The organism is Chelativorans salis (genome assembly GCF_025336525.1).
Taxonomy (GTDB): Bacteria; Pseudomonadota; Alphaproteobacteria; order Rhizobiales; family Rhizobiaceae; genus Chelativorans; species Chelativorans salis.
In genome coordinates, this window is sequence record NZ_JAOCZP010000001.1 from 939,221 (window position 1) to 959,090 (window position 19,870).

At 59.8% G+C, this 19,870-nt stretch carries 19 protein-coding genes; 15 read left to right on the forward strand and 4 right to left on the reverse strand.

What is annotated here, in order from left to right; genetic code table 11:
• Positions 1-95: 95 nt before the first annotated feature.
• From N5A92_RS04450 to N5A92_RS04480, 7 genes are all read left to right on the forward strand, one after another.
• On the forward strand, positions 96-1,898 hold the full coding sequence (locus N5A92_RS04450) for a methanol/ethanol family PQQ-dependent dehydrogenase (RefSeq protein ID WP_260900655.1): 1,803 nt from the start codon (positions 96-98) through the stop codon (positions 1,896-1,898).
• 146 nt (positions 1,899-2,044) lie between these two features.
• Positions 2,045-2,512, forward strand: a complete 468-nt coding sequence (locus N5A92_RS04455) for a c-type cytochrome (protein WP_260900656.1) — start codon at positions 2,045-2,047, stop codon at positions 2,510-2,512.
• Positions 2,512-3,858 carry a quinoprotein dehydrogenase-associated putative ABC transporter substrate-binding protein gene (locus tag N5A92_RS04460; protein WP_260900659.1) on the forward strand — a complete coding sequence of 449 codons (1,347 nt, stop codon included), beginning with the start codon at positions 2,512-2,514 and terminating at the stop codon, positions 3,856-3,858. Before N5A92_RS04455 ends, N5A92_RS04460 begins: the two co-directional genes overlap by 1 nt.
• Before the next feature lie 213 nt (positions 3,859-4,071).
• Positions 4,072-5,082, forward strand: a complete 1,011-nt coding sequence (locus tag N5A92_RS04465) for a quinoprotein relay system zinc metallohydrolase 2 (RefSeq protein ID WP_260900660.1) — start codon at positions 4,072-4,074, stop codon at positions 5,080-5,082.
• Positions 5,079-5,921 carry a quinoprotein dehydrogenase-associated SoxYZ-like carrier gene (locus N5A92_RS04470; RefSeq protein ID WP_260900661.1) on the forward strand — a complete coding sequence of 281 codons (843 nt, stop codon included), beginning with the start codon at positions 5,079-5,081 and terminating at the stop codon, positions 5,919-5,921. Before N5A92_RS04465 ends, N5A92_RS04470 begins: the two co-directional genes overlap by 4 nt.
• Positions 5,922-5,997: 76 nt before the next feature.
• Positions 5,998-6,798 (forward strand): ABC transporter ATP-binding protein, encoded by an 801-nt coding sequence (locus N5A92_RS04475; RefSeq protein ID WP_260900662.1) that lies wholly within the window; start codon positions 5,998-6,000, stop codon positions 6,796-6,798.
• A 2-nt stretch (positions 6,799-6,800) separates the two neighbouring features.
• Entirely contained in the window at positions 6,801-7,601 is an 801-nt protein-coding gene (locus N5A92_RS04480) for an ABC transporter permease (protein ID WP_260901000.1), read from the forward strand.
• 16 nt (positions 7,602-7,617) lie between these two features.
• Here N5A92_RS04480 and fghA read toward each other — a convergent pair whose 3' ends face one another.
• Positions 7,618-8,460 carry an S-formylglutathione hydrolase gene (gene fghA, locus N5A92_RS04485; protein ID WP_260900664.1) on the reverse strand — a complete coding sequence of 281 codons (843 nt, stop codon included), beginning with the start codon at positions 8,458-8,460 and terminating at the stop codon, positions 7,618-7,620.
• A gap of 122 nt (positions 8,461-8,582) precedes the next feature.
• On the reverse strand, positions 8,583-9,695 hold the full coding sequence (locus N5A92_RS04490; protein ID WP_260900666.1) for an S-(hydroxymethyl)glutathione dehydrogenase/class III alcohol dehydrogenase: 1,113 nt from the start codon (positions 9,693-9,695) through the stop codon (positions 8,583-8,585).
• A gap of 282 nt (positions 9,696-9,977) precedes the next feature.
• On the opposite strand from N5A92_RS04490, the gene N5A92_RS04495 reads away from it, so the two are divergent.
• The 8 genes from N5A92_RS04495 (at position 9,978) to N5A92_RS04530 (ending at position 17,998) form a co-directional block, all read left to right on the forward strand.
• Positions 9,978-11,165: an ABC transporter substrate-binding protein gene (locus N5A92_RS04495; RefSeq protein ID WP_260900668.1), complete on the forward strand. Its 1,188-nt coding sequence runs from the start codon at positions 9,978-9,980 to the stop codon at positions 11,163-11,165.
• Between the two features lie 20 nt (positions 11,166-11,185).
• On the forward strand, positions 11,186-12,163 hold the full coding sequence (locus N5A92_RS04500; RefSeq protein WP_260900669.1) for a YVTN family beta-propeller repeat protein: 978 nt from the start codon (positions 11,186-11,188) through the stop codon (positions 12,161-12,163).
• 57 nt (positions 12,164-12,220) lie between these two features.
• Positions 12,221-12,826, forward strand: a complete 606-nt coding sequence (locus N5A92_RS04505) for a hypothetical protein (RefSeq protein ID WP_260900670.1) — start codon at positions 12,221-12,223, stop codon at positions 12,824-12,826.
• Between the two features lie 2 nt (positions 12,827-12,828).
• The gene (locus N5A92_RS04510) at positions 12,829-13,554 is read left to right on the forward strand and encodes a hypothetical protein (protein ID WP_260900671.1); all 726 of its coding nucleotides are present in this window, start codon (positions 12,829-12,831) and stop codon (positions 13,552-13,554) included.
• Positions 13,551-13,898 carry a hypothetical protein gene (locus tag N5A92_RS04515; protein ID WP_425248525.1) on the forward strand — a complete coding sequence of 116 codons (348 nt, stop codon included), beginning with the start codon at positions 13,551-13,553 and terminating at the stop codon, positions 13,896-13,898. The genes N5A92_RS04510 and N5A92_RS04515 overlap by 4 nt, the downstream gene beginning before the upstream one ends.
• Before the next feature lie 32 nt (positions 13,899-13,930).
• On the forward strand, positions 13,931-14,305 hold the full coding sequence (locus N5A92_RS04520) for a c-type cytochrome (protein WP_260900673.1): 375 nt from the start codon (positions 13,931-13,933) through the stop codon (positions 14,303-14,305).
• Between the two features lie 205 nt (positions 14,306-14,510).
• The gene (locus N5A92_RS04525) at positions 14,511-15,680 is read left to right on the forward strand and encodes an FIST N-terminal domain-containing protein (RefSeq protein ID WP_260900674.1); all 1,170 of its coding nucleotides are present in this window, start codon (positions 14,511-14,513) and stop codon (positions 15,678-15,680) included.
• Entirely contained in the window at positions 15,677-17,998 is a 2,322-nt protein-coding gene (locus N5A92_RS04530; RefSeq protein WP_260900675.1) for a NahK/ErcS family hybrid sensor histidine kinase/response regulator, read from the forward strand. The genes N5A92_RS04525 and N5A92_RS04530 overlap by 4 nt, the downstream gene beginning before the upstream one ends.
• On the opposite strand, the gene N5A92_RS04535 is transcribed toward N5A92_RS04530, so the two are convergent.
• Positions 17,935-18,627, reverse strand: coding sequence for a response regulator transcription factor (locus N5A92_RS04535; protein WP_260900676.1), 693 nt, complete (start codon positions 18,625-18,627; stop codon positions 17,935-17,937). The genes N5A92_RS04530 and N5A92_RS04535 overlap by 64 nt on opposite strands.
• Before the next feature lie 256 nt (positions 18,628-18,883).
• Positions 18,884-19,840 (reverse strand): CbbX protein, encoded by a 957-nt coding sequence (gene cbbX, locus N5A92_RS04540; protein ID WP_425248526.1) that lies wholly within the window; start codon positions 19,838-19,840, stop codon positions 18,884-18,886.
• Positions 19,841-19,870 lie beyond the last annotated feature (30 nt).

Below are 19,870 nucleotides of genomic sequence, written 5' to 3' on the forward strand. Positions count from 1 at the left end.
GCACCATGGCTCGAATCCCTGCTTTGCGTTGTTTTGCAACAGGAGCGGACGCTGGTGCGAACTGCAGACCAATAACCACTTATCAGGGGATGGAAATGCACGGATTCAAACTCTTGGCGGCCAGCTCGTTGGTTGCAGTCATCGGCCTCGCCCCATCACACGGGTTTGCAAACGACGAGTTGGTCGAAATGCAGAAAAACCCGAAGAACTGGGTCATGCCACTCGGCAACTATGCGGGTACCCGCTACAGCGAACTGGACCAGATCAACAAGGACAATGTTGGTGATCTGCAGGTCGCATGGACCTTCTCGACCGGCGTCCTGCGTGGCCACGAAGGTGGTCCACTGGTCATCGACGGTGTGATGTACGTCCACGCCCCGTTCCCGAACACAGTGTTCGCACTCGACCTCAATGAAAACGGTCGGATGATATGGAAGTATGAGCCGAAGCAGGATCCGAACGTCATCCCGGTCATGTGCTGCGACACGGTTAACCGCGGCGTCGCCTATGCTGACGGAACGATCTTCCTGCATCAGGCTGACACTACGGTGGTCGCCCTCGATGCCAAGACCGGCGAAGTGAAATGGTCCGTCGAGAATGGCGACCCGTCCAAAGGTGAAACCGGAACGGCCGCGCCTTTGGTGGCAGGCGACAAGGTGCTGATCGGAAATTCCGGCGGCGAGTTTGGCGTCCAGGGCCATCTTACCGCATACAACATCGCTGACGGGTCGATCGCCTGGCGCGCCTATTCGACCGGGCCGGACGACATGACCCTCCTCGAGCCTGAGAACACGACCCATCTCGGCGAACCTGTGGGGGCGGACTCCGGTACGGCCACCTGGGAAGGCGATCAGTGGAAGCTCGGCGGCGGCACCACCTGGGGCTGGACGACCTATGATCCCGAACTGAACTTGGTTTATTACGGTTCGGGCAACCCCGGGACGTGGAATCCGGTGCAGCGGCCTGGAGACAATCGCTGGTCGATGACCATCTTCGCCCGCGATCTCGACACCGGCGTTGCCAAATGGGTCTATCAGATGACCCCGCATGACGAGTGGGACTTTGACGGCGTCAACGAGATGATACTCGTCGATCAGGAGATCGACGGCGAAATGCGCAAGACGCTCGTCCACCCCGACCGCAACGGCTTCGCCTATACGCTTGATCGCGAAACCGGAGAACTGCTCGTCGCCAAGAAGTACGACCCGACCGTGAACTGGGCGACCGAAGTCGACATGGAAACCGGACGTCCGCAGGTCGTGGCCGACTACTCCACCGGACAGCAGGGTGAAGATGTCAATACGCAGGGGATCTGTCCGGCGGCGCTCGGCACGAAGGATCAGCAGCCTTCGACCTACTCACCGAAAACCGGGCTGTTCTATATCCCGACGAACCACGTCTGCATGGACTATGAGCCCTTCCAGGTCTCCTACACGGCCGGCCAGCCCTATGTGGGTGCCACACTCTCCATGTATCCGGCACCCGACAGCCATGGCGGTCTGGGCAACTTCATCGCCTGGGATGCCACGAAAGGCGAGATCGTCTGGTCCAAGCCGGAACCGTTCTCGGTGTGGTCCGGAGCCCTGGCCACGGCAGGCGACGTCGTCTTCTACGGCACGCTGGAAGGCTATCTGAAGGCGGTTGATCCGGAAACCGGCGACGAACTGTTCAAGTTCAAGACGCCGTCCGGCATCATCGGCAACGTCAACACCTATGAGCATGACGGGAAGCAGTACGTTGCCATCCTGTCGGGTATCGGCGGTTGGGCAGGCATCGGCTTGGCGGCCGGTCTGACGGAAAGCACTGCCGGTCTCGGTGCTGTCGGCGCCTATGAGTCGCTGGCCAACTATACCAACCTTGGTGGCCAACTTACGGTGTTCGCCCTCCCAAGCAGCTGAGGATCGACCGCGTTGGTCCGACGTTTCGAACACCAGCGGCCCGGTGATATCACCGGGCCGCATGCGACTTGCCGCAGGCCTTCTGCTTCAACTGCCGGCCCGCGATCCTTCATCAGATAGAAGCCAACCCGCGAGGAGATCACCGTATGCGTTTGTGGACGATGGCCGTAGTCGGTCTGGGGCTATCCCTTTCAGCTCTCACCACGGCAAATGCCCAAGAATCGGACTGGGAAGAAAAACCCTACATCATCGAGGATGGAAAGGTCGATTACGGGACCTACAACGGCTATCGTCGCTACCATAACACCTGCCATGTGTGCCACGGACCGGATGCCCTTGGGAGCTCCTTCGCCCCGTCACTGACAGAATCCCTAAAGACGATGAGCTACACCGACTTTCTGGAAGTGGTGACGAACGGCCGCCAGGCAAAGGGGGCGGCCAACCAGGACTCGGTCATGCCGAGCTTTGCCGAGAACAGCGATGTTATGCTCTACATCGACCACATCTACGCCTATCTCAAGGCACGTGCGGACGATGCAGTTGGCCGCGGTCGCCCGGAGCGCCTGCCCCCCGAGGAGGACCAGGTCTTCCAGGAATGGAAGGATAGCCAGTAATGTCAGCGCAGTTTCGCTGGTGGGGGAGAAATGGTCTTGGTGCTCTGGTCTTTACAGCAGCGGCCGTGCTTCCGTTCGCGGCACAGGGGCAAGCCGTCACCGGCGAGATCGTCGACCGGACAAGGCTGAGAGTTTGCGCTGACCCCAACAACCTGCCTTATTCCAACGACAAGGGCGAAGGGTTCGAAAACAAGATCGCCGAGCTTGTCGGAGAGGAGTTGGGGGTTCCCATCGAATACACCTGGTTTCCGCAGACGATTGGTTTCGTGCGCATGACATTGGCCGCCAATCGGTGTGACCTCATCGTCGGTGTCGCAACGACCAACGAGTTGATGCAGAACACCAATCCGTACTACCGGTCGAGCTACGTCATGATCCATCGTCCGGACGTGGCCTTGACGACGGCGCGACTTGACGACCCCATCTTTCAGACATTGAAAATCGGCATCCAGCCCAGGACACCTGTTGCGACGATGGCGGCGCGCCACGGCCTTCTAAAGCAGGCCACGACCTATAAAATGGTCGTCGATACACGCTTAGAGAAACCGGCCCGCGCCATGGTCGAGGACGTAGCCGAGGGTGCGATCGACGTGGCGCTGACGTGGGGGCCGCTCGGTGGCTACTGGGCCAGGCAGATCGACCCTTCGCTGGTCGTCCGGCCTCTTGTTGCGGGTCGCGGCATCGAACGCACCGACTATCGGATATCCATGGGCATCCGTCATGGAGAACCGGACTGGAAGCACGAGCTCAACGGAATCTTGAAAAAACGCCAAGCCGATATCGAAACGGTCTTGCTCGACTACGGCATCCCGCTTCTCGATGGCAAAGGCGAGCTGATACAGCCGGTAAAGGTGGAAGCCGCGGCGGATGTTCCCGAACCCGAGGGCTATAGAACGAGCGACTATCGCGCTGCCGTGCCAAAGGGGCTGAAGGATACGCAAACGGTCGATTTGGCGGAATTGCAGGCTTTGGCCCAAAGGGACGATGTTGTCCTGATCGACGTGATGCCCGCGCCGAGAGAGCCGGAAGAGCGGCCGGAAGGAGCAATCTGGCACGAGCCGGAGCGCGACACGATCAAGGATGCCGTCTGGCTTGCCAATATGGGTTACGGCCATTTGAGCGAAGGCGACGAGGCCGCATTCGAAGCGGAACTTTCACGGCTTGCCGGCCCAGACGGAGAGAAGACACTCGTCTTCTTTTGCGAGCCGAACTGCTGGATGTCGTGGAATGCGGCAAAACGGGCGGTTTCGTACGGTTTCAAGAACGTCGTGTGGTTTCCGGGAGGGGCGCAGGCGTGGGTCGATGCCGGACTGGAACAGGAATCCGTCACGCCGTGGCGGCCGTAAGCATAAGATTTTGCAGCTTTCGCCGGGCGCAGGAGAAGGTCAGGGAACGATGTATGAAGTGTTCATAGTCGCCTGCCTGATTGCTCGTCCGGCGGAGTGTCAGACGTTCGAGATGTGGCCACAACGATATGTGGGCCTCCAGCACTGTTCTCAGACAGCACCACTTGCCGTGACCCAATGGGGCATACGCAGAACGAACTGGCAGATCAAAGAATGGAAATGCGCGAAAAAGGCCGAGGTGATCTGAAGGAGGCGCCTTCCTTTCACCCGATCGCTTCCTCGCCCGTACAGATCCCGCGGCGCGCATTCCTGTGCACCGCTGCTGTGTTTGCCGCGACCGCATTTACAAAAACCGCTGGATCTATAGCCGCAGAAGCACATCTGCCCTTTATCGAGATCGCGGATGGTGTGTTTGTCCGGTATGGCGTCCAGGAGGAAATGTCGGCGGCCAACTGTGGCGCGATCGCCAATATCGGATTCATCGTCGGAGATGAGAGTGTGGCCGTCATCGACACCGGGACGACCCTTCAGCAAGGTGCGGCGTTGCGTGAAGCCGTTGCATCTGTGACAAGCAGGCCCGTCAGCCACCTGATTGCCACGCACGTCCATCCCGACCATTGTTTCGGGCACGCCGCCTTCTCAGACCTCCCCGTACATAGTATCGGGCACCGTAACCTGCCTCGAGCGCTTGCCGAACGCGGCCCTTTTTACCTGAAACGTCTGGCTGAGATCTCGCCTGATTTCTCCGACACGGCCTACGTCGCACCTGAGGAAACCGTCTCAGACACGATGCGGATCGATCTGGGTAACCGACCCCTGCTCCTGAAAGCCTGGCCGCCAGCCCACACCGACAACGATCTGACTGTTTTCGACGAACGCACTGGGCTTCTGTGGGCTGCGGATCTCCTGTTCGCCGGCCGCCTGCCGACGCTCGACGGCAGCCTCACCGGCTGGCTTGCCGCGCTCGACGTTCTGCTGTCGCCGGATGTCCGCCAGGTCGTGCCTGGCCACGGACAGGTAAGCGACGGGGTTGAGACGCTGCAGGAGGAGCTGGCATATCTGACGCGGTTGCGTGACGGAGTCCGCGCCGCGATCGACGAAGGTCTCGACATGTCGGCAACGCTCGCCCGATTGGAGGACGACAATCAACTGGACTGGCTTTTGTACGACACCAACCACGGCCGCAATGTCGTTGCCGCCTATACGGAACTGGAGTGGGAATGATGCCTCAACAGCGGAAGGCCGAGACCTATTGTCTTCATGGGATCACAATCGCCATTCTTGCTGCGATTCTGATCATAGCCAAGGCGCCGATCGCCGTCGCCAATGATGAAACATGGCAGGACATCCGCGCTTCCTTGTACGGTAGCGACCGAGTGATCCACGATGGCGAAGGCGTCATCAAGCTTGACGCGCCAGACCGTGCGCTGGATGCCGCGACGGTTCCGATCTCGGTGACGGCCGAAATGGAGCAGACTGAGGAGCATTATATCCGCGCGGTGACTTTGGTGATCGACGAGAACCCTGCGCCGGTCGTCGGGACCTTCCATCTCTTTCCCGGAAACGGAATAGCGAACATTTCAACCAGAGTCCGCGTCAACGCCTACACAAACATCCGCGCCATCGCCGAAACCAGTGACGGCGAACTCTACATGGCACAGAAATTCGTCAAGGCATCGGGCGGATGCTCCGCACCGGCGAGCAAGGATCACGACCTGGCGATGGCCCGCCTCGGCAAGATGCGCCTGAAGCAGATAGGCGCCTGGCGTAAAGGTGAACCGGCTGAGGGCCAATTCATGATCAGCCATCCCAACTACAGCGGCATGCAGATCGATCAGGTGACGCAGCTCTGGATTCCCGCCCGCTATGTGCGCAGCATTGAGCTGACCCTAGGAGATAAGCCCATCCTGCGTTTCGAAGGAGACATTTCGATGAGCGAAAATCCCATGGTCCGCTTTTTCGTCCGACCTGATGCAGAGGCGGAGCTGCATGCCAAGGTGGTTGATTCCGATGAGAAAACCTTCGAGCAGAGCTGGCCGATCGAACTCGATCCGGCTTCCTAGAGCGGAGGTAGGCGGATGCCGTCGATCACGCTATTGAAGGAAAGTGACGAGTTGGCGGCAACACATCGGACGGCGCATGGAGGCTAAGAGCGGACGTGAAGACACGGCGCCCGGGCCTACAGCCTACGATCGTGCGCAGCAGCCGTTGGTGGTCGAGGACCTCTCCTACGCCTATGGCAAACGTCAGGCGCTCAGCGAAAATTCCTTCTCCCTCACTCCCGGCAGGGTCACTGCGCTTCTCGGACCGAACGGAGCGGGGAAAACGACCCTGTTCTCGCTTATCACGGGCCTCTTCGACAGCCGCCGGGGAGAAATCGAAATCGCCGGACACAAGCTGCGAAGCAACCGCTCGAAAGCACTCTCGCAGCTCGGCATTGTGTTCCAGGCACAAACCCTCGACCTTGATCTCACCGTCGACCAGAACCTCCGCTATTTCGCCGCCCTCCGCGGACTTTCGCGTACCGCAGCGCGGGAAAGAATCGCAGTACTGCTCAACCAGATCGATCTTGCCGGACACGCAAGGACAAAAGTTCGCAATTTGAGCGGCGGGGAGCGCCGCCGCGTGGAAGTCGCCCGTGCACTTATCGACCAACCGGCAGTGCTTCTGCTCGATGAGCCCAGCACCGGGCTTGATATTGCCACACGACGCTGGCTGATCGAGCATCTCCACTACCTCGCCAAGGAAGAGGGGATCTGCGTTTTCCTAGCCACCCATCTAGTCGATGAGGTGGCACCCGAAGACGACCTCATCGTCCTCAACAAGGGGATCATCGTCGCCCGCGGGAAGGTCGACGACGTGGTACGTAGTGCCGGCGCCGCGACACTCGACGAGGCATTTACAAGGCTGACGATCGCGCCAGAGGAGCAGTCGCCATGACCATGAGCCACGCTTCCCGCGCCCTGCTGGCGATCCTTGCGCGCGAGTTGCTCCGTTTCGTTCAGCAAAGAGGGCGGTTTTTGGCCGCCCTTGTCCGCCCGTTGATCTGGCTTCTGGTCTTTGCCGCCGGTTTCCGCGCGTCGCTCGGTCTTTCGATCATACCGCCCTACGAGACCTACATCACCTACGACGTCTACGTCGTGCCCGGCCTTATTGGCATGATCCAGCTCTTCAGCGGCATGCAGAACTCCCTGTCCATGGTCTATGATCGCGAGATGGGATCGATGCGGGTTCTGCTCTCAACGCCGCTTCCGCGCGGCTTTCTGCTGATCGCACGGATGTTTTCGGGCACCGTCGTGTCAATCATACAGGTCTACGCCTTCATCCTCATCGCCGCATTCTTCGGCACGCCCCTGCCGTCGTCGGGCCTTCTGCCGTTGCTGCCGGTACTGGTCCTGACGGGGATGGCACTGAGTGCGCTCGGCATGTTCCTTTCGTCGCGCGTGAGACAGCTTGAGAATTTCGCCGGGGTGATGAACTTTCTGATCTTCCCAATGTTCTTCCTGTCTACCGCGCTCTATCCGCTGTGGCGCATCCGTGAAGGCAGCGTCACGCTCTATCACCTATGCCAGTACAACCCGTTCACCTATGTCGTGGAACTGATCCGCTTCACGATCTACGGGCAGCCCAACCTGCCGGCGCTCGGCGTCGTCACAGCAACGCTCGTCATCTTCGGCGCCGCCGCCCTTATCGGCTACACCCCTGCACGCGGCGGGCCGACGGCCGGACGCGCTGCAGCGTGAGGGGGAGCCACAAGAGCTATCCGTTGAGCATGCGCGCGTGATGGCGCAGATGGTCATCGATGAACGTAGCTATAAAGAAATAGGAATGGTCGTAGCCCGGCTGCATGCGCACCTTGGCTGACTGTCGGTTTTCCTTCAGTGTGTCGATAAAGCGCTGCGTCTGCAACTGCTCCTCCAAGAACGGGTCTGCGGTGCCCTGATCGACGAGAATTTGTCCGGGAAAACCGCGCTCACGGGCGAGGTAGCAGGCGTCATGCTCTTTCCATGCAGCCTCGTCGGCTCCCAGGTAGGCGGTGAAAGCCTTGCGCCCCCACGGTACGGCAGATGGGGCGACGATCGGCGAGAGGGCGGATACCGACTTGAAGATATCCGGGTGACGCATGGCAATAGTCAACGCCCCATGCCCGCCCATGGAGTGACCGAATATACCCGCCGCGCCCCGACGGACCGGAAACTGCTCCTCGATGAGCCCAGGTAGCTCCTGGGTTACATAAGAGTACATCTTGAAATGCGTCGACCAGGGGGCTTGCACTGCGTCGACGTAGAAACCCGCACCCTGCCCCAGATCGTAATCGGGCGAATCCGGCACTCCCTCTCCGCGCGGGCTGGTGTCGGGCGCCACGACGATCAGTCCCAGTTCGGACGCCATGCGTTGGGCACCGGCCTTCACGGTGAAATTTTCCTCGGTGCAGGTCAGGCCGGACAGATAGTACACGACGGGCACACGCCCATCCTTGGCTGCCGGTGGCAGGAAGACGCTCAACCGCATTGTCGTGCCTGTCGCCTTGCTGCCATGGGCAAGCGTCAGCTGCTTTCCGCCAAAGCTTAAGGCGCTCGATATTTCCTCGAACTGGCTCATCGACTACTCCAGGTTCCGTTCGAAGCGCTCCGGCCACAAAAACCGCAAAACCGCTCCTTTGACGCCCGCACACCAGCGGCGCCCAGCTTTGTGGAACTGTGTTCCGGGAACGGCACTCAATGTCAGTAGATCACTACGCTTCGAATGGACTTGCCCTCGTGCATAAGATCAAAGGCGGTGTTAATTTCTTCAAGCGGCATCGTGTGGGTGATCAAGTCATCGATATTGATCTTTCCGTCCATGTACCAGTCGACGATCTTCGGCACGTCGGTGCGGCCGCGCGCGCCACCGAAGGCAGTCCCTTTCCATACGCGGCCGGTGACCAGTTGGAACGGACGCGTGGAGATTTCCGCGCCGGCGGGCGCCACGCCGATGACAACGGACTCGCCCCACCCGCGATGGCAACACTCCAGTGCCTGGCGCATGGTGTTTACGTTGCCGATGCACTCGAAGGAGAAATCTGCACCACCATCGGTGAGATCGACAATGGCTTCCACCACCTTGTCTCGGCCAACCTCATCGGGATTGACGAAATCCGTCATGCCGAACTTGCGCGCCATCTCGGCCTTCTCGGGATTGAGATCGACGCCGATGATCTTATCGGCGCCAACCATGCGTGCGCCCTGAATGACGTTGAGGCCGATGCCGCCGAGACCGAAGACGACGACATTCGCCCCCGGCCACACCTTTGCCGTGTATACCACCGCACCGATGCCCGTCGTCACACCGCAGCCGATGTAACAGATCTTGTCGAAAGGAGCGTCCTCACGAACCTTTGCAAGGGCGATCTCGGGGAGCACGGTGAAGTTCGAGAAGGTCGAACAGCCCATATAGTGGAAGACTTCACCGCTGTCGCAGGAGAAGCGGCTGGTGCCATCCGGCATCAGCCCCTGCCCCTGCGTCGAGCGGATCGAGGTGCATAGATTGGAGCGCTGCGACAGGCAGGTTTTGCACTGGCGGCATTCCGGCGTGTAAAGTGGGATAACATGATCGCCGACTTTCACCGAAGTGACACCGGCGCCGACCTCACGTACGATTCCTGCGCCTTCATGGCCGAGGATAGCCGGAAATTTGCCTTCAGAATCAAGGCCCGACAGTGTGTAGGCATCGGTATGGCAGATGCCGGTCGCCATGATCTCAACCAGAACTTCGCCTGCCTTCGGTCCTCCGATCTCGACCGTCTCAATAGAGAGAGGCTCCTTCGCTGCCCAAGCAACCGCTGCGCGTGATTTCATATCGGACATTCCTCCAAATAATCGTGTGCCTTACCGGGCAGCCAAATGATGCATAAAATCATTTTACGGGATGGCCTCCATTTTGCTCCATAGTCCGAAAGTACCTCTTTTGGGCTTTCCTTGGAGCAAAGCTCAGATTTCCATCTCTCCCGTCCGGCTCCTGAGAGGGCAGAACTTTTGACCTATATCGGGCCGGATGAAGATTTGTAATTAGTCGAATGGGGAGGTGCCCGGCGTATCTGAGCGGGGCGTCATAGCGATAGAGAACCGCAGGGAGGAAGCGTGTTCAAAGCCATGATTGCCGTTGCCTGCTGCGGGCTGGCCGGCACTGCGGCCGCACAGGAGCAGGCAATGGACATTCCCATCGTCTTTCTGTCGCGCACCGAGGAACCAAGGCTACCACTTTCCTTCGTGGACCCGGTTGTTCAAGACCCGGGCGTGTGGGGTGCGCGCCTCGCGATTGAGGACAACAAGACGACGGGCAAGTTCCTCGGGCATGAATACGAGCTCATCGAAGCCATCGTGCCGGCGGATGGAGACGTCACGGTTGCGTTCCAGGAGCAGGTGGAGGCTGGGCACCGCCTCTTCATTTCCGACCTGCCGCGGGAGGACCTCCTGAAGATCGCCGAGCACCCGGATGCTGCAGATACGCTGATTTTCAACGGCCGCGTCGAAGATGACGACCTGCGCACCGACACCTGCCATGCGCAGGTTTTTCATACGGCCCTCAGCCGTTCCATGCGCACGGATGCGCTCGTCCAGTTCTTAGTGTGGAAGCGCTGGCCCCGCATTTTCTTGCTTTCCGGAACCCAGGACCACGATGTCGCCTACGCCGACGCAATCCGGCGCTCGGCGAAGAAATTCGGTACCGAGATCGTTTCCGAAGATACGTATGCCTATTCGCCCGTAGCACGGCGGACCGACAGCGGTCATATCCAGATCCAGCAGCAAATGCCGCTCGCAACCCAGGAGGGCGGCGAATACGATGTCCTTGTTGTCGCCGATGAAAGTGGAATCTTCGGCGAATACCTGCCTTTCAATACCTTCTCCCCCCGTCCAGTAGCGGGAACCCACGGGCTCGTGGCGACATCCTGGCATCGCGTTCAGGAGCAATGGGGCTCGACACAGTTCCAGCGTCGCTTCACTGAGATTGCAGGACGCTGGATGGAAGAGCGCGACTATGGGGCATGGCTGGGCATCCGGGCGATCGGCGAAGCGGTAACCCGGGTCGGGTCGGCCGATGTCGACGCTTTGCGCTCTTACCTGCGCGGCGAGGATTTCGCACTTGGCGGCTTCAAAGGCGTCGGGCTCTCGTTCCGACCGTGGAGCCAACAGATGCGCCAGCCGGTGCTTCTGGTCAACAAACGCATCCTCGTCTCAGCATCACCGCAACCCGGCTTTCTGCACGAGCGCACCCCGCTCGACAGCCTCGGGTACGACATGCCTGAAACCCGATGTGCACTGCAATAGGCTGGAAAGGGAAACGAACGATGCCGCATTCGCCCTCCTCCATAGGCGCCCTGGTATTTGTCGCCGGCGGGCTGCTAGCCGCCCCGGCCGGGGCCGTGACCGTCTACGTGTCCAACGAAAAGGGAAACTCCATTTCCATCATCGACGGCGACAGCCTCGAAGTGATGGACACGGTCGAGGTCGGGAACCGGCCGCGCGGCATAGCATTGGGCGGCGACAATCGCTTCTTGTACATCTGCGCCAGCGACGACGATCACATCGAGATCCTGGATACGGAAAGCCTGAAGATCGTCGGCACGCTGCCGTCAGGTCCAGACCCTGAACTAATGGTGATCTCTCCCGACGGCAAACACCTCTACGTCGCCAATGAAGACGACAACCTGGTCACGGTGATCGATCTCGAGAACGGTGAGGCAAGTGCCGAGATTCCGGTCGGCGTGGAGCCGGAGGGCATGGGTGTCAGCCCGGACGGGAAAACCGTGGTCAACACCTCCGAGACTACCAACATGGCCCATTTCATCGATGTTTCGACATTCGAGATCTCGGACAACGTACTGGTCGACCAGCGGCCGCGCATCGCGGAATTCACCGCCGACGGCGAGGAAGTCTGGGTCAGCTCCGAGATTGGCGGCACCGTCAGCGTCATCGACGCAGCTACGCGCGAGATCAAGCACAAGATCACATTCGAGGTAGCAGGGCTGCAACCAGAGGCACTCCAGCCGGTGGGCGTGCGCATTCTGAAAGACAGAAGCAAGGCTTTCGTCGCATTGGGTCCGGCCAACCGCATCGCGGTCATCGACGGCAAAACCTACGAAGTGACCGACTACATCCTTGTCGGTCAAAGAGTCTGGCAGCTCGCGCTGACCCCGGATGAAACGCAGCTCTATTCCACGAACGGGGTGAGCAATGACGTAACGGTGATCGATGTTGCAAACGACAAGGCCCTGAAGTCGATCCCTGTCGGCAGCTTTCCATGGGGCGTTGCCATCAAACCCTGAAGTGCGGAGCTTCGCAAAAAAAGGCACGATGCCATCAGCAAAGCGAAGAAAGAACCAATGCGAACACCGACATGCACATTCCCGATCGCGGCGCTGGCGCTGTTTCTTCCGCTGTCTGGGCCCGCCGCGGCGCAGGAGGATTCCGATTGGCCGTGCATTCAACGCCTGGTTCCGCGCATTTCGCCGGCGCAGGTTTGGGGCGGACCTGCCCCCAATCCTGAGGAATGGCAGGGCGATGCAGAAATCAGCCGGTTGGCCTCGCAGATTGCGGCACGGCGCCTATCCGTGGGAGAAGCCGAGGAGCTGATAGATGCGTTCGCTACGGCCCAGGATCGAAGCAAGCGAGACGACAGGCTGACGGCGCTGTTCGGCCGCACATTGGAAATCATCAATGCGGACCGCGCTTCGATCATCGCCGGCATCAAGCGCTTTACCGAGCGGCAGCGGCAAATGGCCGAAAGGATCCGGGAAAACCGCGTCGCCCTGGATGAGACGGAGGCCGACGAGCGGGAAGACCTATCCGAAACGCTGCAGTGGGATATCCGCATTTTCAATGAGCGCGAACAGGCCTTGAACTACCTGTGTGAGCAGCCGGTGCTTCTGGAGCAGCGGGCTTTCTCGCTCGGCAGCACCATCACCAGCCGCCTCGGAGAGAGTGACTGACCATGCTCTCCCGGCGCCATTTCCTTACATCGCTCGCACTGGCCGCAATGATGGCCTCTTCACCCGTCTTCCCTTTCACTGCGGCCGCCGACGGTGAGCCGGAGGGTCTTCTGCCGGGATCAGCGGCCTCGGCTATCTACGGTTTCAACCAGCTCGCGGCGCTGGATGGCGATACGACACTGGTCTTTGACTATCGCCTTGACGGCGACGCCATCGCCCCCCCCTTCACCGACAGGATTGTCCTCAATTTCTCCAGGCAAGGTGTGGGAAAGGAGGATGGCGGTGCCACCTTTAGCGTCGACGGAACGATGTTCGCGCGAACACGCAAGCAGACGATCCCTTCCATATCGGCATCGCGCGTCAATCCAATCCTGCTGATCTTCTTGCAGCATGACGTCGCGCAGATGAACGGGAACACGGGCGGCAGCGGCGGCTACTTTAGAAACGCCATCCGCCGGGCGCTTGGAGCGCCAGGCGAAGGAAAGACCGAGGTGGCGACAGTCACGTTTGGCGGCCGCTCCATTCCGGCCAAACTGATCACGCTGCGGCCGTTCGAGAATGAGGCAAACGAGCAGCGCATGCCTTCCTTAGCCAGGAAGATCTACCGCATCATGGTCTCCGAGGAGGTCCCTGGAGGCATCTACGAGATCCAGACGGAAGTACCCGGCGAAAATGGCCAGGCGGTACTGCTTCGGGAAACCTATCGCTTCAAGGAAGCCCTGCAATGAGACATATGTTTCTCGCTCTAATATCGGCAGCGGGTCTTCTCCTCCCCGTCGAAGGCCGAGCGAATGACTATCCCACCGACGCGGTTGCTGACTATGTGCTTGGCTGTATGGCGGCGAACGGTCAGACGGCGACGGCCTTGCGTCAGTGCTCCTGCAGCATCGACGTCATCGCCTCCTTGTTGAGCTTCGAGGACTACACGACGGCCGAGACGATCCTGCGAATGCGCCAGGTTCAGGGCGGCGGCGAAAGAATGGCGATCTTTCGTGAAACTCCCTTTGCCAAGGATGCCATCGCCAAACTGCGCCGCGCCCAGACCGAAGCTGAAGTGCGGTGTTTTCTCTAAAAACCCAAAGTTCAATCCTGGAGGAAGATTAAATGAAAAAGGGCTTTGCCATGCTTGTGGTCGCGGGGTTGGGCAGTCTGGCCCTGACCGGAAATGCCTCGGCGGACGCAGAACGCGGGAAGCAGGTATTCCGCAAATGTCAGGCGTGCCATTCGCTCGAGCCCGGCGACAACAAGGTTGGACCGAGCCTTCATGGCATTATGGGACAGCCCGCGGGACACGTTGAGGGCTACACCTATTCCAGTGCCCTGGAGAAGTCGGAACTTGTCTGGGATGACGAAACCATGGGTAACTGGCTTAGAAGTCCGAGGAAGCTAGTCAAGGGAACAAAGATGGCCTTCCCCGGGCTCAGAAAAGACGGGGAGATCGAGGATGTTATCGAATATATTCGGGCATCGTCGGAGTGAGCTGAATCGCCGTCCGGCTAAAAAACATCGCAATTTTTGCGCGGAAAGCGCTTATACTTGGCTCAAGCCATTCGAGGAGGGTCGAAGCAACCAGGTCGAGCATGGACAGAATGCGCAATCCACCGCCTGACGGGGTGGTCTGTCGCAAGAGGGGTTGTTTATCGTCGAATGGCACAGTGAATATTGAAGTGAGGTCGGCCGCCCCATGGAACAGGCTGAGGTAAAACACCCTTCATCGAGTCGACGGCCCATTATTGCCCGCGCTTGGTCCGGATCGCGGAACCCAACACAGATCATAGACGACCTGACCTCGGGCATCGCCGGCTGCGACCCTACACTCATTGCGACCTTCATCTCCTCAAGCACGCCCTACGAAGAGGTTGTCGGGCCGCTGTCGAAGGCCTTCCCGGAGGCCACGCTGGTCGGCTGCACCACGGCGGGAAGCCTGACACAGGATTGCTATGAGGCGGGCGGTGCGATTGCCGTCGCATTCGACCGAGCATCCTTCAGCTTCGAAACCTGCCTCCTGCCTGATCTGCGCAATTATTCGATGGAGCGCGGCTGCGAGGCGATAGAAACAGCTTATTATCACCTGTTGCGCGAGCTGGAGCCGGACCGCGCCAATCTCTTCGCCATGCTTTTGGTGGACGGCCTGTCGCGGCGCGAAGAGGAGATCGCCGCGAGTGCTTATGCGGCTCTCGATGAAGTGCCGGTGTTCGGTGCGTCGGCCGGCGATAACCTGCATTTCGACACCACGCAAATCTTTCATAACGGGCATGTGCTCGAAGACACCGCCCTGGTCGTTATCGGTGCGTCCAGCAGGCCTGTGGAGGTTTTCAAGTTCGAGCATTTCCGGCCGACCGATGAGAAGCTGGTCATCACCAGCGCCGATCCAGAGAAGCGGGTCGTCTGGAAGATAAATGCCGAACCGGCGGCGGAGGAATACGCCCGGTTCATCGGCGTGGCTCCGGAGGCGCTGACACCGGAGGTCTTCGCGGCCAACCCGCTGCTCGTTCGGATCCGTGGGGAATATCATGTGCGCGCCATTCAGAAGGCCGACGCCGAGGGCGCGCTGCATTTCTTCTGTGCCATCGACGAAGGCATCGTCCTTACCCGTGCGCATCCCGAGGACATGCGCGACAACCTCGTGCAGAACATGGAGCAGATCACCGAGCGGATCGGCAGGCTGGAGATCGCCCTATGCTTCGACTGCATCCTGCGCCGGCTAGAAGCCGAAAGGCTGGGCATCAAGAAGGACCTGCTGCCGATCTTCAACCGCTATAACATGATCGGATTCAACACCTATGGTGAACAGTACCGGTCACTACATCTGAGCCAAACGCTAACCGGGCTTGCCATCGGGAGCGCGCCATGAGCGCGACAGCGCCCGCAAAGCTCTCCCATCGTGAGCTCGAGTCCGAAGTGGAGCGCCTGAGGCATGAGAACGACAAGCTGCGGACGATCCGCGACGCCCTTATTCGACAGGTGGACCGCAACCATGACCTGACAGGCAATTCCTATAAGCTCTTTCAATCGGTCGCTCAGATCGAAAGCAGTGTCGAGAAGCGCATCCAGCGCCTTGCCCGTGCCATGAGCGAGGCCAAGATCGCGCGCCGTCAGCTGCAGCACGCGATCGATTCCATTGGCGAGGGCTTCATCCTCTACGACAAGGACGACCGGATCGTCCTGTGCAATCGCAAGTATCGCAAGATATTTCCGGAGCTCGAAGATCTCCTGAAACCGGGAACGCACTTCAACGATGTCATTCAACGGGCAGCAGAAACCGGTGTCATCGCCGAGGCCGTCACCGATCCGCAGTCCTGGATTGCGGCGCGCATCGCCTACCACCGCACACGCCGCTGCCAATTCCAGCAACTGCTCAGCGACGGCCGCTGGATTCAGATAAGCGAACGGGCGACGGATGAAGGCGGCAAGGTCACGGTTGTCAGCGACATCACGCAGTTCAGGCGACTGGAGGACACCCGCCGCCTCAGCAATCTGGCGCAACAGTCGGACATCCTTGCGACCACGGTCGCCAGCATCGCCCAGGGCGTCATGGTCTTCGATGCCGATCTCAACCTGGCCGCGTGGAACTCCCAGGCGTCCATGCTCCTGAACGTTCCCTACATGGACATGCACGCCGGCACCAACGTGCGCAAGCTCCTGCGGCTTGTCTGGCGTCATGGAGCTACCGTGGGACGCGAGCGGCGGGACGCGGTGCGAGAATGGATCCGCGATGTCAAGAAACGCCATCCCTTACGCATCGAGGTCTCACATTCGGGTGGTCGAGTCATCGCCACCAACTTCCGCAGCATGCCTGACGACGGCCTCGTCGTTACGATGACGGACGTCTCACCTCAGATCAACGCTGCAAAGCTCCTGGAGCGGAGCAACGAGGAGCTGGAGAAGCGGGTCCAGGAGCGGACCAGGGAACTGACACGCCTCAACGAGATATTGCAGGACGAGGTTCTCAGACACGAAAAGACGATGGCGGATCTGGAACGCACGCGGAAGGCGGCCGAGGCGGCCAATTTGAGCAAGACACGCTTTCTGGCTGCCGCGAGTCACGATCTTCTGCAGCCGCTCAACGCAGCACGGCTTTACCTTTCTGCCTTGGAGACATCTCATTTCGTCGGTCAGGAAGGGCACGAGCTGCTCGACAAGCTCGGCAACGCATTTCAGTCCACCGAGGCTCTCCTCGGCACTATCCTCGACATCTCGAAGATGGACGCGGGAGGCTATCAGCCCAAGCTCGCCGCCATCGACGTGGGTGCGTTGCTGGAAACCCTCAAGGCGGAATTCGATGCACTTGCCCACCAGAAGGGGCTGCAGCTGCGGCTGGTCGGCTCTTCGGCAGTCGTTTGGTCAGACGCGCAGCTTTTGCGGCGCATCATCCAGAATCTTCTTTCAAACGCGATCAAATACACCGAGACGGGCTCAATCCTGCTCGGCGCCAGACGCAAGGGCCGAGCGCTTTCTATCGAAATCCACGACACCGGTTCCGGCATTCCGCAACAGGATCGTGAAGCAATCTTCGAGGAGTTCAGACGTGCGGTGTCCCCCACATCTCAGATGAGCGGGCTGGGCCTCGGCCTGGCGATCGTCAGACGGGCGGCCGATCTGCTCGGACATGAAGTCAAGCTGCATTCGGAAGTCGGGCGAGGTTCCTGTTTCTCGGTTGTTGTGCCGCTCAAGACGACGGGTCCTCAACTGCGAGCGCAACAGGAACAGGATGGCGCGGGCACCGACGGTCGGCGGCACGACAGCAGGCCGAGAACGGAGGGCCATCTCTTCGTGCTGGAGAACGACGAAAGCGTTGCCCATGCCATGACGACGCTTTTCAGCCATTGGCAGATGGAGAGCGTCACCGCCCCCTCATACCTGGGGCTGCTCGACCTCGTGCAACACAAGGCGCTGACGCCGCTGGCCGTCGTCGCCGACCTTCATCTGGATGGCGATATCGACGGCATCGACGCGATCATTCTTCTGCGCGAGCATTTCGGGCACGATCTGCCGGGCATCCTAGTGACAGCCGACCACTCGCGCGCCATCAAGGAACGCGCGCGTGCCAAACGCATCGAATATTTTTCCAAGCCGGTGAAGCCTGCGCAGCTACGCGCCTACCTGTTTCATCTTTCAACCGAGGCCGGCGCCGACCTGGTGCCTGCGGCCGACCCCATGCCCGGCGCCTGATCGAAGACGCCCCCCTGAGCCAGAAGAACCGCCTGCATACGCGACGGCACTTCGAATTTGCGCAGAATGGCCGAGACGTGCCCCTTCACCGTGGATTCGCTGATCGAGAGCTCATAGGCAATCTGCTTGTTGAGCAACCCTTCGCCCAGCATGCGCAAAACCGTTCTCTGTTGCGGCGTGAGACGGTGAAGGGCACGTGCAACATGGTCGGCGTCTTCGATGTTGCCGTGAGCGCAGGATGCAGCTGCCGCCGGAAAAGCCTTCTCACCTCGAAGAACCCTGCGCACGGTACCAACAATCTCCTCGGCATCGGCTTTCTTATTGAGGAAACCAAATGCCCCGTAGCTTTCCACCAATTCAGCGAGACGCGCATCATCTAATCCCGAAAGCACCAGGATCGGCAGCCGGGGCGCTTCCTGGCGCAGCTGAGAAAGCCCTTGGAAGCCATCTACGTCGGGTAATTTCAAATCAAGAAGAACCAGGTCTATGTCTAGGTTCTCCCGGATCTTTTCCAGAGCCTCCGCTGCTGAATGCGCCTGCAGGACCTCACAGGATTGGAGTCCGTTTTTCAACGTGACTTCAAGCGCCGAACAGACCAACGGATGGTCGTCGACTATCAGGATGAACATCGTCACCCTCCTCCTCCCAATTGCGGTGTCGTTGATACGACACCTCTGTGAGGCGCAGGATAAATGGCGCAGCCGGCCCCGGCAACATGTGTGTCGGCGTCGACGTACAAAATTGCTAAACAGGTTTGTTACTTATGCCGTCAGCGGCTGATAACGTCGATCTCTCATAGCGTTCAAAACTCCGTCGGCGGCGCAACGAACTGCTTCGATATTCGCGGCAGAGGCGGCCTTCATGGCACCTTTAAAGATCGTGGTATCATCGCGCCTGCTTCTCTGCGTTTTTGACCGCGATGGAAAAAACGCGGCTCGCGCTAATGTCCTCGGCGGAAATCGTCGACAGCGTTTCGGCATCGAGTGGACCAAGAGCGTTTTCGAACAACCGGTTCGCCTGGCGTAGCCGGGCGCGGTCGAGCGCGTTGCGGATGGAGCGCGCGTTGGCGAAATGCGGCTGCGTCCGGCGGGCCCGCACATAGTCTGCCATCATGCCTTCGGCCTCCGCGTCGAGATGATAGTTCTGCTCTTCCAGCATTTTTTCTGAGATCCGCAGAAGCTCCTCATCCGTGTAGTCGGGAAAATCGATGTGGTGGGCGATGCGCGAGCGGAAGCCGGGATTGCTTGAGAAGAAGCGGTCCATGCGATCGGCATAGCCGGCAAGGATGACGACGAGATCGTCGCGCTGGTTCTCCATCACCTGCAACAGGATTTCGATCGCCTCCTGGCCGTAGTCGCGCTCGTTCTCCTGCCGATAGAGATAATAGGCCTCGTCGATGAACAGCACACCGCCCATCGCCTTCTTGAGTATCTCCTTCGTCTTGGGAGCAGTGTGGCCGATGTATTGCCCCACGAGATCGTCGCGTGTGACGGAGACGAGATGGCCCTTTCGGATATAGCCGAGACGGTGCAGGAGATCGGCCATCCGCAGTGCCACCGTCGTCTTGCCGGTGCCGGGATTGCCGGTGAAGCTCATGTGGAGCGTCGGCGTTTCATTGGCAAGGCCCATGCGTCTGCGGGCGCGTTCCACCATAAGGAGCGCAGCCGTCTCGCGAATACGTTTTTTAACCGGCGCGAGCCCGATCAGTTCGCGGTCGAGATCGGCGAGCACATCCTTGACGCCCGACTCCTCGAATTCCGCATTAAGATCGACATGCGTCGGGATATCCTCCCGTTCATCCAGGTTCTGCTCAAGAGCTGGTTCCGTCACACCAACCTCCATTCGATTTCAAAGGGGTGGGCCGGCGTAGGG